Here is a 15,251-nt window from a genome sequence, read left to right as displayed (position 1 = left end):
GCAACGAGAGATGAGTTCGGGGTCGAGGTAATCCCCCAGAGAAGTCAGTGGGTTACGCAGAGAATCGTAACGGGATACCAGATCAAGAGCCTGTCCAATGTGCATAAAAAAATCCGGAAACAAGTGAGCGTTTCCGGATTCTTACACAGCCACTGGATCGGTCAACTGATCCTTAACTGATCGGCATTACAGCCTTCGGGCTGGCATTTTTTATGGCTGAGTTACCAGCGGCCAGACGCGCCGCCACCGCCAGAAGAACCGCCACCTCCGTTAAATCCGCCGCCACTTGAGCCGCCACCAGAACCGCCGCTGTCTGAATGATAACTTCTACCTGATGCTTTTTTCTGTGGGACACATAACCAGGTAAAGACCATAATGATGGTGAAAGCAAAAAAGAAGGAAAATACAGCAATGGAAAAAGTTTGATCGGAGAACAGGAATAAATCTATAAGATAGACTGTTGAAATACAAACACTGCTTTTAAATGCCCGACAAAAATTATTGCCTTGATGAAAAAACCAGAAAGGGAAGAACATCACTGCAAATACCCAAAAAATAGCAAAGTAGTAATGATCACTGGAAGACGCTGATTCACTTTCTGAAGGATTAGACGAATATTGGTGTTGTGAAGTGAGTTGGTTATTCAAAGCGATTATAGCTAATTCTAATCCCTTAGCTAATTTTTGTTTTTTAAAGGCGGGTATCATGATGCTACGGATGATATTGCCAGCCAGAGCATCGGTTACCTTTTCTTCCAGCCCATAACCTACCTGGATGCGGACAGTACGATCCGACCAGGCAACAATGATCAGTATCCCATCATTACGTTTGGCATCTCCTAAACGCCAATTGTCAAAAACTCTTGTAGCATATTGTTCAATAGAATCGTCTCCGGTGGATGGCACTATTAATACAGCGACCTGTGCCCGTGTTTTTTGTGTAATATCCTGCAGCTGTTGTGTTAGTGATTGTTGTTCAGACGTGCTTAAGGTACCAGTAATATCGGTCACCTGTTGGCGCAGCTCCGGCACAGCAATTTGCTGGGCAAGCACAGGAAGGCACCATAAAGTGAGTAGAAAAAGGATTATACGCATAACGATCACCAACGGTCGGATGAACCGCCGCCTCCTGAAGAACCGCCGCCACCGCGGAAAGAATTTTTCGACGAAGAGCGAGAATGAGCATTACGATTCCCCGTTTTCCTGTTGCTTTTTTCTCCTGACCCCAGCTTAAGATTGCCAGTAAATTTGGCCACAATGATCAGCAGAACGATGCCAGCAATGGTTATTGGGCCGATAAAATGATCAATTAACCCAATAATTGTTGAGATGAATGCTATATCTTTATTACTGGCGAATACCAGGCACCATCCCACAACAATTATCAGCAGCACGACAAACAATGAGTTTCGTTCGGATTGAGAAACCTGCTGAGTCGTCTTTTGTTTTTTCACTTTAGCGTTTTTATTTTTTGGGGCCAGCATCATAGGAAATACGCGATACATATGAAAAATTACCGCGAGACGCTGCCAGCAGGTTGCTGCGAAAAATAAACTAAAACAAACGAGCGATACCCGCCGAATGATGACATCATCCTGAAAGAAGAAAAACCAGACCATAGGAGTAATCATCGATATCATCCATATGCCAGGCCCGGGACGGCTGGTAAATCGCCAGAGGACAACGATGGCAACGATCATCAGTAATGTCCAGGCAAGACATGGCAGCGAGCGTTGCGGATTAGCAAACAGATGATTGGCTAAAGCATCCAAAGGGCTAAGATTCGCTTTTATATAGGTAAACTGTGCGATGCCTTCAATTCCCTGCGTTAACCCGGAGAAGAGATTATTTTTTTTGAATTCCGGTTGCATATGGTAATGAACAATTTGCGCAGCTTGTTCCGGTGGCAGCATCTCTTTCAGTCCATGCCCAATCTTCATTGACGCCAGCCCTTCCGGCCAAACGACGAGAATTAAGATACCTTCGCCGTACCGCTTCTCTCCAACGGGTTTCCAGTGATATAACCCGTAGCTCTGAGAGGCTGCAAGTTTAATGTTTTTGCCCCCTGTGGTCGGCGTAACCAACACGGCCACCTGGAAGTGGTTTTGCTGCTCGAGAGTCTGTAATTGTTGATTTAAAGCAGTTTGTTCTTCTGTCGTTAATGTCCCGGTTAAGTCAGTTACTGAAGGCAATTGTTCAGCGAATGCCTGGAAACCATATAGCATCAGAAGTAAGAGAAAAATACGCATTTCAATTCCTTTTGTTACCAGCGCCCGGAGGCGCCACCGCCGCCAGATGAACCGCCGCCGCCGCGGAAATTGTCATTGTCGAATGAAGAGGATGACGATGACGAATAGTGGGAGGAAGAATTACTTCTTGTATGGCGTGATGGCTGGTTGGTATTACGCATCGAATCCCGAACCTTTTTGCCGAAGGGAGTAAAAGCGATGGCGACAGCCAGGAACGGTGTGGCGAAGCAGAGTAATGTTGCGAGCACTCCCCAGCTTCCGCTGAAACCTGCTATAGGTAAAACAAAGGCCAGTACAATAGCTGCGAAGCAAATCAGTCCCAGCGTTTTGATATATCCTCTGGCAGAAATAAACGTCAGTATTATCGCCCAGACTAACAAAGCCCACCAACCGCTAAAGGGCAAAGGGTGATCGGTCGGTGTTATCGTTGCTGAATTATTCCCCGTCAGGCGACTTTCAATATCGTTGATCCCCTTTTGTAAACCACCAGCCAGGTCGCCTTTTTTAAATGCCGGAATAATACTGTTGCGAATAATTTTCCCGGACTGTACATCCGTAATAATACCTTCCAGTCCGTAACCGATTTCAATACGCACGGTATGATCCTGCCAGGCGACTAACAGTAGAACGCCATCATCGCGGTCTTTATCACCCGGTTTCCAGCTATCGAATACCCGCGTTGCGTACTGCTCGATGGTTTCATCGCCTGTTGTATCAACCACTAACACGACCAACTGTGCGTGGTTTTTTTGCGTCAGGGCTTTAATCTGGTTGGTCAGGGTGTTTACTTCGCTGTTTGTTAATGTGCCGGTTAAGTCATTCACATACTTGGGGGATTCAGGTACTGGAATTTGTGTGGCAAACACAGATGAACAGAAGAAAGCCATAAGGAAGATAAAATTTCGCATAGAACTTCCCCGCTTAATGCGCATTAGCATTCTGGCTAAAATCTATTGTTGGGGCTTTACTTACTGCGGTGACATCATCCGGCAAATAATTTTTCTTTGGTGTGTAATCCATGACCTTTGCGGTTAATACAGCGGGGAATTTGCGGATAGTGACATTATATTGTTCAATGGCTTTAATATATCTTCCTCGCGCAACGGCAATTCTATTTTCACTTCCTTCGAGCTGTACCATTAAGTTTTGATAGAGTTCCTGAGCTTTTAACTCAGGGTAACGTTCACTAATTATCGTTAACTGACCGAGAGTGCGAGACACCTGCGCCTGGGCTTGTTGCCAGGCTTGTAATTTTTGCGCATCTCCCGGAGCTTGCTGAAGATCGCTACTGGCGCGATTAGCCTGGCTACGTGCCAATGTTACGGCTTCCAGTACCTCTTGTTCATGGCTAGAATAACCTTTAATACTGGCGACAAGATTAGGAATAAGATCGGCGCGACGTTGATATTGATTCAATACCTCAGACCAGGAGGCGTTAACCTGCTCATCATAGGTTTGAATATCGTTATATCCACAGCCTGATAAATTGACAATAAATATAATTACGATGAATATCCTGAGCATGTCTATGTCCCTTTTAATTAATTCCTTAAAACATAATACGCCGCTTCATTTTATTCTTTATGATCTCATCCACTTTTTGCCTTAAACCTGCCTGTAACAGAATGTTAATAAGACATGATTGTTGTGGCAGGATCTGCAATAATTAACAATTATCCACTTCACAGAGAATGCTATGCAGTACCCGATTAACGAGATGTTCCAGACCCTGCAAGGTGAGGGTTACTTTACCGGCGTCCCCGCCATTTTTATTCGTTTACAGGGATGCCCGGTTGGCTGTGCCTGGTGCGACACCAAACACACCTGGGAAAAGCTTGAGGATCGGGAAGTCTCCCTTTTCAGCATTCTGGCGAAGACCAAAGAGAGTGATAAGTGGGGGGCGGCGAGCAGTGAAGATTTGCTGGCTGTCATTGGTCGGCAGGGATATACCGCGCGGCATGTGGTGATTACGGGTGGTGAGCCTTGCATTCATGATTTGCTGCCACTGACTGACCTGCTCGAAAAGAACGGTTTTAGCTGCCAGATCGAAACCAGCGGTACTCATGAAGTACGCTGCACGCCGAATACCTGGGTTACCGTATCGCCAAAGCTGAACATGCGCGGCGGCTATGAAGTGTTGTCACAGGCACTGGAGCGAGCCAACGAAATCAAGCATCCAGTGGGACGCGTACGTGATATTGAAGCACTGGATGAACTACTGGCAACGCTGACCGATGATAAACCGCGAGTCATTGCACTCCAGCCGATTAGCCAAAAGGATGATGCCACACGTTTGTGCATTGAAACCTGCATTGCGCGTAATTGGCGTTTGTCGATGCAAACACATAAATATCTAAATATTGCCTGATTTGATTATTCATCATTAATATTTAACGTTCAGGTTGAAAAACAATCGCCCCGTTTTACAGGGGCGATGCAAGATAGTGACGGGATTATCGGTAGCGTTTTTGTAGACTGGCAGGAAGATAACGCTGTAATGGGGATGGCGTTTCACCTTCAATCAGTTGCGAAATAAGTTCAAAGCAGTGAAAAGCAAGTTGGCGATTATCCTGTTGTATTGTGTCGATTCTTACCGAAAGTGAATCATACAAGTAATGATCATCAAAACTCGCCAGGTGGATTTTACTGTCGAGTAAATTATATTGGCTCATATAGCGCAGAACGCCTTCCAGTAATCCACAAGCGGCAGTGAATAAGGCTTTAGGGGGACGTCCTAAACGAGCGCATAGCGCGGCAAACATTTCATAGCCTGAGCTCGGATGATAATTACCGTGAATAATCCATTCAGGTTGTAGCGTTACTCCGGCTTGCTGCAAGCCTTGTGTAAATCCTTCCAGTCGATCGCGAGTCGGTGACAAACGGGGTTGTCCGCCCAGAAAATAGAATTCATCCGGGTGACTCCGTGCAATATCTGCCACCAGAGCGGCGGTGGGAGAAACAGAGTCAGTAATGACCAATGGCAATGTGCTGCCGTTCATGTGGCGATCGAACAACACAACAGGTAATTGCTCGCTAAGTTTTTGATAGTCATTATCATGCAGCATACTGGATGCGACGATTAACCCATCAACCTGGCGGGCAATCATATTGTTCACCACCATTGTTTCCTGTGAAGGATTTTCATCAGTACAGGATATGAGGAGTTGGACTCCCGCTTCCCGACACAATGTTTCCAGTTCATGGGAAAATACTGCAAATCCGTAGTTAGTGATTTCAGGAACGACGAGACCAATGGTGTGACTGCGGTTGTCCCGTAATGAGCGGGCATGAATGCTGGGCTGATAATGCTGCTGTTGGGCAATACTCAGCACACGCTCACGCGTTTCCTGCGCAACACGTAACTCTTTGCCACGACCATTGAGAACCAGACTGGCGGTTGCTTTCGACACTCCCGCCAGTTCAGCAATGTCTTTAATAGTAACGCGTTTGGTTTTTCTCACGACGAGGATCCGTAATTCAAAACCCTCATTCTACCATGCAGGCGCGTAGCGACCAGTAGTGTAACGTGACGTCAGACTCGCCCTGTAATATCAGCGAAGCTGGATGATGGGGAAAATAACGATTGCTCATTACGCCTTCGCCATTATTGATGAATATCTCTATGCTGGAACTGTCACAGAGAATCTTCAGTGACGTTACGCTTCCTCGCCAGTAACGAGTTAGTTTCTCTTGCCCTGCAAGGCTTTTCCTCTGTAGTTGAATACCATCGTCATTAAGATGCAGTGCCAGTGCGTTGCCAAAATTCAGATGTAGCTCGCCTGATGGAATGATGTCCATTTCCAGACGTTCAATTGCGACAGGCGGCGCATGATCCGCTTTTCCTTGCCAGAAGTGTTCAGCTTCACGCAGTTGCGCGAGTTCCCTGATTGGCATCTGAAATAATTTTCCCTTCTGGAATGAGAGTTCGCGAAAACAGGTCATTTGATGCTGCCAATGATGCTTTCTGGTTGGTTGCAACATCTCTTCGCCATCAGGAACCCCCATCCAGCCGACCAGTAATCGTCGCCCGTCCGGGGCTTCCATCGTCTGTGGTGCATAGAATTCAAATCCCGCATCCAGCTCTGAGAAAGCGCCATGCGTAAATTTGCCTGTCTCGTAATCAAACTGTCCATGTAGCCAGGCGCAGGGATAGGTATTCAGATAGCGCTCATGTTCGCGCGCCATTCCCTGGGGGCAGCAGAGGAGAATGTATTCACCATCAAGGGCGAAAAGATCAGGACATTCCCACATGTATCCTGCGTTATCAATTTCATTCAGACCATTACCAGCAATTTCTCCATGAAAAGACCAGGTATAGAGATCGACAGAGGAATACAGCAGCACTTTCCCCCGTTTCTCTTTATCTTGCGCGCCAAGCACCATGTACCATCGGCTGTTGTGCTTCCAGACTTTTGGATCACGAACATGTCCGGTGTAACCATCAGGTAACGGTATGACAGGGCCTAATTTATCAAACCCGCCCTGGTTATTTTCGGTGGCCAGACATTGCCATGCCGTTCTGCTGCCATCATCAAACTTAACATTACCGGTATAGCAAAGTGTGAGAACGCCCTGATTATTAACCGCGCTTCCTGAGTAACAACCATTACGGTCATACTCTTTATCGGGCATTAGCGCTAATGGTTCATGCTGCCAGTGCAATAAATCCGTCGAACTCCAGTGCCCCCAACATTTGTACTTATGATTACAATCCAATGGATTCCACTGATAAAACAGATGATAGCGGCCTCCTGACCAGCAAAAGCCATTTGGATCGTTCATTAGTCCGGTGACGGGAGCGAGATGCCAACAAGGATAGTGGGCATCTGCCTGTGCTTTGGACTGACCTTTCATCACTGCCTGTAAAATCGCGGGCATTTGTGAAGGCATCGACATTACTCCTCGTCTGTTTTGTATTTGAGCAATAAAGAGAGACTAAAAGCGACAGCGAAAGCAATCACCATTCCAATAATATAATTAACCAACGATGTTGGCTGAACGATTGCCATGCCGGGTATTGCGGTCAGACCAACGGCAGTCATATAAACGTGAACAGAGACAACCCAGGCACCGCCGGCAGCGCCACCAATTAAGGCCGCAATAAAAGGTTTAACAAAACGAAGGTTGATACCAAAAATAGCGGCTTCAGTAATCCCTAACATTGCGGAAAAAGCCGAGGGTAGGGTGATTGCTTTAATTTTTGTATCTTTGGTTTTAAACCATACCGCCAGACATGCACCGCCTTGCGCAACGTTTGCCATTGCCCAAATAGGCAGCAGGAAATTAACACCGATTGCAGGGTTACCTAAAAGTCCTGCTTCAATTGCGTGGAAGCTATGATGAATACCCGTAATAACAATCGCTGAATATAGCCCGCCGAATAACAACCCCGCTAACCAGCCAGCGTGTGCAATCAGCGTGCTGAGAACGAAAGAGATACCATCACCTAACGCTCGCCCTGCCGGACCAATAATTAAAAGAGCGATAAAGCCAGAAATGACGACAGTCAGAAATGGCGTCAGAATGAGATCCAGAGCATCAGGGATAAACCTGCGTAACTGTTTTTCCACTATGCTCATAAACCATACTGCCAGAAGCACGGGGAAAACCGTTCCCTGATAGCCAATCATGGCGATTTCAAAACCGAAGAAGTTCATTGTCTGAAATCCCGCAGCAACGCCCCAGGCATTTGTGAGTGCCGGGTGAGTCAGAATCCCTCCTAATGTCGCGCCAAGATAAGGATTTCCACCAAATTCACGAGCAGCAGTAAAGCCAATCAGGATGGGGAGAATAATAAATGCGGCTGAACTGCACATATCCAGCAGGATATAAATCGCATTATCGGCATTCACCCAGCCATATGTTTTCACCATTCCCAGAAGCCCCATTAATAAACCAGAAGCAACAATGGCAGGAATGATGGGGACAAAAATATTAGAAAGCAGCCGTGCTATTCGCTGAAAAGGATTGAGTTTTTGAGCGGCGAGTCGAGCGGTATCTGCTTTACTGGATTCGCTAATACCCGCAACCTGAATAAAGGCAGCATAGACTTTATTAACCACGCCGGTGCCAAAGATGATCTGCATTTGCCCTGAATTACGAAAACAACCTTTCACTCCATCAATCTGGCCAATGGCATGTTGATCGGCAAGTGTGTCGTCAACCAGTACCAGCCGTAGGCGAGTGGCGCAATGTGCTGCACTGGCGATGTTCTCCTTACCACCTAATAAAGGAAGCAACGATTGGGCGATTTTATCGAAATCCATATAACCCTCTAATTCATTGTTATTTCAGTAAAAGCCTCACATTCGTGAGGCTGTCTGGTATTAAAACCAGGTTTCCATTTGGACACCAAAATTCCACTCTCCACCAGTATTGAAACCACTGCTGCCGAAAGCGTCATTGCTGGCAAAATCATCAAGTTTGCTGCTCCAGTCCATCCAGGTGGCAAACAGGCGAAGCTCCGGACGGCTAAAGAAATTATTGATATCGTTAGCTTTTAGAGTTGGAGCAAAGGTGAGTTTATAGAAGCTGCCGTTTACGGCGTTGTGGTTTTGATACCCCTTTGGCTTCAGATCCATATATTGATAGCTACCCTCAAAGGCCAGAGCAAAATTCTGTGTTACCTCTTTGATCAGACGTGTATTGAAGGTCACCCATTCGTAGCTATCGCCTTTGACGTAACGATCTTTACTGCTTTGTGCGAGAATTGCTGGCGCAACATACCAACCGCTTCCCAGAGGTGTTGTGCCGTAAGATGCGAAGCGCCAGGTATTCGCCTCAGACAGCAGAGCGCCATCGGAGCCAATCCCTTTGACTTCCGCACCCAGGCCATGGCCATATAGCAGTGCTGTTTTTGCCGTCCCTTCACGCAGGCCATAGAAAGTGTCATTGTGCAGACCAACTAACGCATGTACGCCAGTATTTGCAGCATCAGTTTGAATGAGATCACCATTGGCATCTTTTCGATCATCATTATCTTTTGCCCGTAATCCGCTAACCATCAACTGGAAGGGGCCTGCATAATGATTCATGGTGAGGATGTAGTTCTGAACGTTATTGTCGATATCATCAAGATCGCCGAAATTACGTCCGTAGAGAGAAAAGTTACTGCGGAATGTATCGTTCCATTTTACGTCATAGATACCGCCGCCCGTTCCCGCTAAAAATACGACATCGGAGTCTAACCAGTGAATATCAAAATTGTCGCGATCAAAGCGTTTACCAGCCCAGACAGTACTGTCTTTGAATGCTCCGGTAAAACTTGGTAATGCGCCCAGTTCGGCAAAAGCCTGTCGGATATTCAGGTTACTGGAGCCGCCAGTCCAGTCGTTGTAATCTCTTTGTCCGTCAGCCAACATTGCTTTAAAGCGTGTGGTCGCACCGTTATCTAGTGTTTGTTTATGTTCTACATTTAACTCGACATAGGTATCGGCTTCATTTCCCAGACGGCCAACAGCTCCACCAGTTTCACCTGCGGGAGTCAGATACGGCCCACTTTTGCTACTGGAAGCGGCATCATTCATCAGTAACCCGGAACGGGCATAGCCATGAAACTCAAAACCACTGTTTTCTGCGGATTTCTGTTCGAGCTGAACTGTTCTCTGTGCTACTTCTTGAGTTGTTAGCTGATTTTGTTGTTGTGTTTCAGCCAGTTTCTGAACCTGTAATTCAGCTGTTTTGGCCCTTGCTTCTGCCGCCTGGGCGCGGGATTCCGCATTTTTTAAACGTTGTTCCAACGCCGCCAGTCGAGATTCGATACTGCTAATATCCGTTTGCGCATGTACCGTTGTAGCACCGGTCAGCAAAGCAATTAACATTGCCAAAGTTGTTTTTTTATACATAATTTGTCGCGTCCCATCAGAGAATTATAAAAATTGCTAAAATGCTAAACCGGTTTAGGTGTTGATAATAAAGCTGACTTTTTAGCCAGAGCAATTATTTTCGCTAAACCGATTTAGTAAATGTGACAGGCACGACAAATCGGGTTACAGATACAACAGCAGGATCACTATTGTGAAGGGAGATCGTGTTGTCGGGGTAAGGCGGTTATCGCGCCTTTAGCCGTGGTCGCCAGAGCACCACAAATCTGAGCTTGTGCAATGATTCGTTCAAGCTGTCTGGTATTTGTTGGTATTCCAGAATCAGCCAGACCTGCAAGTAATCCAGCGACAAAAGCATCTCCTGCCCCGGTCGTATCGACGACAGAAACAGGTTTGGCGGGATAGTGGATAAACTGCCCCTGAAAATACACAAGTACGCCATTTTTTCCTTGTGTAATAAGCAATAAAGTCAACGAATAACGTTGTACTAATGAATATGCGCCTTGCTGAACCTGGCTTTCGCCACTGATGAATAGCAACTCTTCTTCGGACAATTTAGCGATATTCGCCAGCGAAAGTGCGCGATCAAGGTATTTCCTTAATAGCGCTTCACTCTGCCAGAGATCGCTGCGGATATTGGGATCAAAACTGATGTTTCCGCCAGCCTGACGTATTTTCTCCATAGCCAGAAATGCGGTACTTCGGGAAGGTTCTGCACTGAGCGCAATGGAACAAAGATGGAGCCATTCACCCGGCCCAAATGCAGGAAGGTCACCAGGTTGTAAAAAAAGATCGGCACTTGGGCGTACCATAAAGGTAAAGTTTCTTTCTCCTTGCTCATCAAGTCCTACAGCCACAATTGAGGTGCGTTGTTGAGGATCAAGAGACATATAATGTGTATCAACATTTTCTGTACTCAGTGTCTGATACATAAAGCGACCGAAAGGATCATCGCCAACTTTGCCAATAAAGGCACTTTTCCCCCCCAGCCTTGCGATACCGACTGCAACATTAGCAGGCGCCCCGCCAGGACACTGTAGTAGTCTCCCCTGGCTTTCGGGTAATAAATCAACAACCGCATCACCGAGTACCCATACTCTTGCGCTCATAAAGGCTCCAATATACTAATTGCTAAACTAATTAAATCGGTTTAGCAATTAAAGCATAAACGCTGCTCAGGAGAGAACAATATTCAGCAGTGGTTACCCGGTATTTTGTGGTGGAAACGTGAATATGCCGGGATTAATCATCTACCCGGCACTGTTTATCTCACTTACGCATTCGACCAGCTCTGGATCGAATCTTCATTCCCCAGCTCACCATGCATCACTTCATACGATTTTTTCAGGATCACATCAGTGTGCTTGGTTAGGTCTTTGAAAATGCCTTTATTCATCGCGTCGTAGCGTTTGGCGTTGCTCTCAACAGGCATAAAGATATCTTTCACGCGAACCATTTTGTCGACAGCCGTTGCGTAATCCGGGTATAGCCCCAGACCTGCCGCCGTATTGATCGCAGCCCCCAGACTTGCACAACCATTAATGGCGTTTCGGCGTGCCGGAAGGTTGAACACGTCGGCAAAAATCTGCATAAACAGATCGCTGTTCGAACCGCCGCCAGTAATGATCACATGCTTTGCAAAGTGATTCATTTCATTACACATATTGTCGTAATTGTTCTTCAGCGTCAGCGCCACGCTTTCCAGTATCGAACGATATATCCATGCGTAATCCATGCTGGAATCAAAGCCGATCATAATCCCGCGTTTGTATGGTTCCCACGGATTGGTCAGCCAGTCCAGCACCGTCATCAGACCATTACAGCCAGGCGGCACACAAGACGCTTTTTTGTTGAGCAAATCTTCCGGTGAAAGATCCTGTGCTTTGGCATCCTGAATTAACGACTCGCCTAGCATGTCGCGTAGCCAGCTCACCGTCCACATGCCTTTGCGAATACCGTAACCTTCATACAGCAAGGTTTGCGGAATAGAAGACATAATCGGCCAGTACGCTACCGGATCTTTCGGCAGTGCTTTGCCGTTCATCATCAACGCGATGTAAGTGCCAAGAGAAATTACCGCCGTTTCATCATCCAGTAACCCTGCTCCCAGTGCTTCTACCGGTTTATCACTGGTGGTACAAACAACGGGCAGTCCAACCGGGAAATGTGTCGCCAGCGCGGCTTGTGGTGTGATATGCCCAAGAACAGTGCCCGGCATTTGCACATCAAAAAGCATCTGTCGGGGAATATTAAACTTCTCCATTACCGCGGTATCTTCGCTCCATGCCCAGGTCTTATAATCCACCGGCCACTGACCAAAATAGTTGGCGATATTGTCTTTAAACTCGCCGGTTAAACGGTGTGTCAGATAACCTGAAAAAGAGGTGACATATGCCACATCAGGATTGGTGTGCTCGTAGGGACGTGTAACGCGTGCATCCTGCCAGCTAATCAACGGCGCAGCTGGCGTGCCATCGGCTTTCAATAACGCACGGCAGCAACGGATGGATCCCAGACCAATACCGACAATATCTTCTTTATTTCCGGCAAACTGACTCATCAAATCGTGACCGGCAAAACATAATGATGCCCATAAATCGTCGTCAGGATGTTCTGCGGTATCGGCATCTGGCGTGTGCATCGGCTGCAATAAGCCTTTGCCTTCGCAAACCACATTACCTTCCAGATCATACATCACCACTTTTGTGCTCTGACTTCCGCCATCAATCCCTATGATGTATTTTTTCGACATGATTTTTCTCCTGTAATTTTCTGGACTTACTTGCTGCTAGCCATAGCAGGGGCGCTATCAGCAGTACGAATTTTTTGGAACAGCAAAAAGGTAAAGATGATCACCATGGCAAGCGCCGCCATGCCCATTAGCCACATGTTGCGGTAGGCTTCTGCAGCGGGCAGGGTGTCTTGCCAGTGGCCGATAATCGGGTAAACGAAGACATCCGGCAGGAATCCAATCACCGAACAAATACCTACCGTGGTGCCCATAATGTAAGACGGTGTTCTCGCTTCGCCGGGGCAGGCCCAGTACAGTCCACGTGAGGCGTAGCAGGTGAATCCCAGTAGTAAAATCAGGCCAATCCCCATAGCGACCGATTGCGGGTTAGAGTTGGTAACAAGCAGGGCAGTCAGTGCCAGCAGGCCGATGATGGAAAGGATTTGAATTACGCGGGTAGGGGATTTCACTTTACTGTAGGTGGTGATAATGCCGCCAAGTGGACCACACAGCGCGCGGAAGATTTTGTTGATCACAATCCCCATGTAGCTCGCCGCCACCAGCGACATGCCGTACATTTCGGTGAGATAGTTGGTGGAGTAACTCAGAATGGCGTAGATGGTGAAGACGCCAAAAATCACCATGCTGCAATACCAGGTGGTGCTGATGCGCAAAACAGCCAGGATGTCGCTAAGCTGGAATGATTGTTTTTCTTCGTTATTGGCACTGCGCAGGTTGTTGTTATCGCTAACAAAAAACCAGCACAGAATCCCCAACAAGATGTAAACCACACTATAGATGATAATGACCGTTTTCAGGCTGGCGCTGTCATCCGGTGCAAAGCGAGAAAAGACCCACATGGTAAACACCGCCAGCGACATTACACCGACGCCGCGCAGCCCTTCCATCCAGCCCATAATTTTCCCTTGCTCGCTATGATCGCCCAGCAACGATGCGGCTTTAATCGACACCGACCACAGCATTAAAATCGTCGTTATCGCAAAGGCAACCTGAATACAGAGCATTACCCACAGCGGTGGATAAGTTGCCATTAACAGACCCAGTAATCCGGTAATGATCATCGCGGAAGTAATCATTTTGCGATGTGAGAATTTATCGGCAATAACGCCACTGGGCGCATAAAGAATAATAGCTGCAATACCAAAGGTACTCATTATTAAACCTATCTCGGTATTGCTGAATCCCATAAATTTCGCCATGGGAATTTGATAAATATAACGTAAATAAGCCAGGTCGAAACTAACGCCGCCGCTAAAACTAATTATCGCGAGGGTTATCCAACGGCGATATGAGTTGTGTTGCATATCGTATTCCCATTTGTAATAGACAAAAAAAAGAGAAAAGTAAGCCGCCCTTTCAGGTGGATTACTTTTCTCAGGTCTCTAGTAATTGCAATAAGAAATAACATGGAAAGCAGTGGTGTTGTGTGAGAGTAGTCACGCTTCTGCTTTTTAAAATTATTTGACAATACGAATATCACACTGTGATTACGATCACATTAGCGCTTATGCCCTTATGCTAAAAATTATCTCCAGTTACCAGAGATAATGAGAAAGGTAACTTCCCTCTCGCGGGGGAAGTTACCTTTCTTTTTTTTGCTTTACGGAAATTGGAGTTAACTATGTCAATCGAATCTCTCAATGCGTTCTCAATGGATTTTTTCTCCCTGAAAGGTAAAACAGCAATTGTTACCGGCGGGAATAGCGGTTTAGGCCAGGCATTTGCCATGGCGTTGGCCAAAGCTGGCGCAAATGTCTTTATCCCTAGCTTCGTCAAAGATAACGGCGAAACAAAGGAAATGATTGAAAAACAGGGTGTCGAAGTTGATTTTATGCAGGTGGATATCACCGCAGAAGGCGCGCCGCAGAAGATTATCGCTGCCTGCTGTGAGCGCTTCGGTACCGTAGATATTCTGGTTAACAATGCCGGTATTTGTAAGCTGAATAAGGTGCTGGACTTTGGTCGTGCCGACTGGGACCCGATGATTGACGTGAACCTGACCGCCGCATTCGAGTTAAGCTATGAAGCTGCAAAAATTATGATCCCGCAGAAAAGCGGTAAAATCATTAATATCTGTTCATTATTCTCTTACTTAGGTGGACAATGGTCACCTGCATATTCTGCCACTAAACATGCTCTTGCCGGATTCACCAAAGCTTATTGTGATGAACTAGGTCAATATAATATTCAGGTAAATGGTATTGCCCCTGGATATTACGCTACCGATATCACCCTGGCGACACGCAGTAATCCAGAAACCAATCAGCGCGTTCTTGATCATATTCCAGCAAACCGTTGGGGCGATACTCAGGATTTAATGGGCACAGCCATATTTCTCGCAAGTCCGGCATCGAATTATGTCAACGGACATTTATTAGTGGTTGATGGCGGTTATTTAGTGCGCTAATCCATAACGGTGGTTTCTGTT

13 protein-coding genes and 1 pseudogene are annotated in these 15,251 nt (G+C 46.6%); 2 read left to right on the top strand and 12 right to left on the bottom strand.

Features of this window, described 5'->3' with window-relative positions:
* From ACJHWR_RS14465 to ACJHWR_RS14445, 5 genes and pseudogenes are all read right to left on the bottom strand, one after another.
* On the bottom strand, window positions 1-123 hold a 123-nt coding region (locus ACJHWR_RS14465), incomplete at its 3' end, for a hypothetical protein (protein ID WP_227894989.1).
* A 98-nt stretch (window positions 124-221) separates the two neighbouring features.
* Window positions 222-1,094: a TPM domain-containing protein gene (locus ACJHWR_RS14460; RefSeq protein WP_024175812.1), complete on the bottom strand. Its 873-nt coding sequence runs from the start codon at window positions 1,092-1,094 to the stop codon at window positions 222-224.
* A 5-nt stretch (window positions 1,095-1,099) separates the two neighbouring features.
* Complete coding sequence (locus tag ACJHWR_RS14455) at window positions 1,100-2,248, bottom strand: TPM domain-containing protein (RefSeq protein WP_001217997.1); 1,149 nt, start codon at window positions 2,246-2,248, stop codon at window positions 1,100-1,102.
* 236 nt (window positions 2,249-2,484) lie between these two features.
* Window positions 2,485-3,156: pseudogene (locus tag ACJHWR_RS14450) on the bottom strand (TPM domain-containing protein); the annotation flags it as partial.
* Window positions 3,157-3,169: 13 nt separating this feature from the next.
* Window positions 3,170-3,772 carry a LemA family protein gene (locus ACJHWR_RS14445; protein ID WP_000944228.1) on the bottom strand — a complete coding sequence of 201 codons (603 nt, stop codon included), beginning with the start codon at window positions 3,770-3,772 and terminating at the stop codon, window positions 3,170-3,172.
* Between the two features lie 172 nt (window positions 3,773-3,944).
* On the opposite strand from ACJHWR_RS14445, the gene queE reads away from it, so the two are divergent.
* Window positions 3,945-4,616, top strand: a complete 672-nt coding sequence (queE, locus tag ACJHWR_RS14440; protein WP_001199973.1) for a 7-carboxy-7-deazaguanine synthase QueE — start codon at window positions 3,945-3,947, stop codon at window positions 4,614-4,616.
* Between the two features lie 85 nt (window positions 4,617-4,701).
* On the opposite strand, the gene ACJHWR_RS14435 is transcribed toward queE, so the two are convergent.
* The 7 genes from ACJHWR_RS14435 to ACJHWR_RS14405 form a co-directional block, all read right to left on the bottom strand.
* Window positions 4,702-5,709 (bottom strand): LacI family DNA-binding transcriptional regulator, encoded by a 1,008-nt coding sequence (locus ACJHWR_RS14435; RefSeq protein WP_001232702.1) that lies wholly within the window; start codon window positions 5,707-5,709, stop codon window positions 4,702-4,704.
* Window positions 5,710-5,734: 25 nt separating this feature from the next.
* A complete protein-coding gene (locus ACJHWR_RS14430) occupies window positions 5,735-7,144 on the bottom strand; it encodes a sucrose-6-phosphate hydrolase (protein ID WP_023141769.1) in 1,410 nt (469 codons plus the stop codon).
* A complete protein-coding gene (locus ACJHWR_RS14425) occupies window positions 7,144-8,514 on the bottom strand; it encodes a sucrose-specific PTS transporter subunit IIBC (protein WP_000344912.1) in 1,371 nt (456 codons plus the stop codon). The genes ACJHWR_RS14430 and ACJHWR_RS14425 overlap by 1 nt, the downstream gene beginning before the upstream one ends.
* Before the next feature lie 60 nt (window positions 8,515-8,574).
* The gene (locus ACJHWR_RS14420) at window positions 8,575-10,092 is read right to left on the bottom strand and encodes a carbohydrate porin (RefSeq protein ID WP_000277207.1); all 1,518 of its coding nucleotides are present in this window, start codon (window positions 10,090-10,092) and stop codon (window positions 8,575-8,577) included.
* Between the two features lie 167 nt (window positions 10,093-10,259).
* Window positions 10,260-11,180 carry an aminoimidazole riboside kinase gene (locus ACJHWR_RS14415; protein ID WP_001276281.1) on the bottom strand — a complete coding sequence of 307 codons (921 nt, stop codon included), beginning with the start codon at window positions 11,178-11,180 and terminating at the stop codon, window positions 10,260-10,262.
* A 164-nt stretch (window positions 11,181-11,344) separates the two neighbouring features.
* On the bottom strand, window positions 11,345-12,823 hold the full coding sequence (locus ACJHWR_RS14410; RefSeq protein WP_000039728.1) for an FGGY-family carbohydrate kinase: 1,479 nt from the start codon (window positions 12,821-12,823) through the stop codon (window positions 11,345-11,347).
* Window positions 12,824-12,849: 26 nt separating this feature from the next.
* Window positions 12,850-14,127 carry an MFS transporter gene (locus ACJHWR_RS14405; RefSeq protein ID WP_001164562.1) on the bottom strand — a complete coding sequence of 426 codons (1,278 nt, stop codon included), beginning with the start codon at window positions 14,125-14,127 and terminating at the stop codon, window positions 12,850-12,852.
* 317 nt (window positions 14,128-14,444) lie between these two features.
* Between ACJHWR_RS14405 and ACJHWR_RS14400 the strand changes: the two genes are divergently transcribed.
* Window positions 14,445-15,230, top strand: coding sequence for an SDR family oxidoreductase (locus tag ACJHWR_RS14400; RefSeq protein ID WP_000021343.1), 786 nt, complete (start codon window positions 14,445-14,447; stop codon window positions 15,228-15,230).
* Window positions 15,231-15,251: the final 21 nt, after the last annotated feature.

Source organism: Escherichia sp. WS568 (assembly GCF_046486085.1).
GTDB classification, from domain to species: Bacteria; Pseudomonadota; Gammaproteobacteria; order Enterobacterales; family Enterobacteriaceae; genus Escherichia; species Escherichia coli.
The sequence above is the reverse complement of the archived record's forward strand: the minus strand, read 5'-3'. Positions and strand labels throughout refer to the sequence as shown.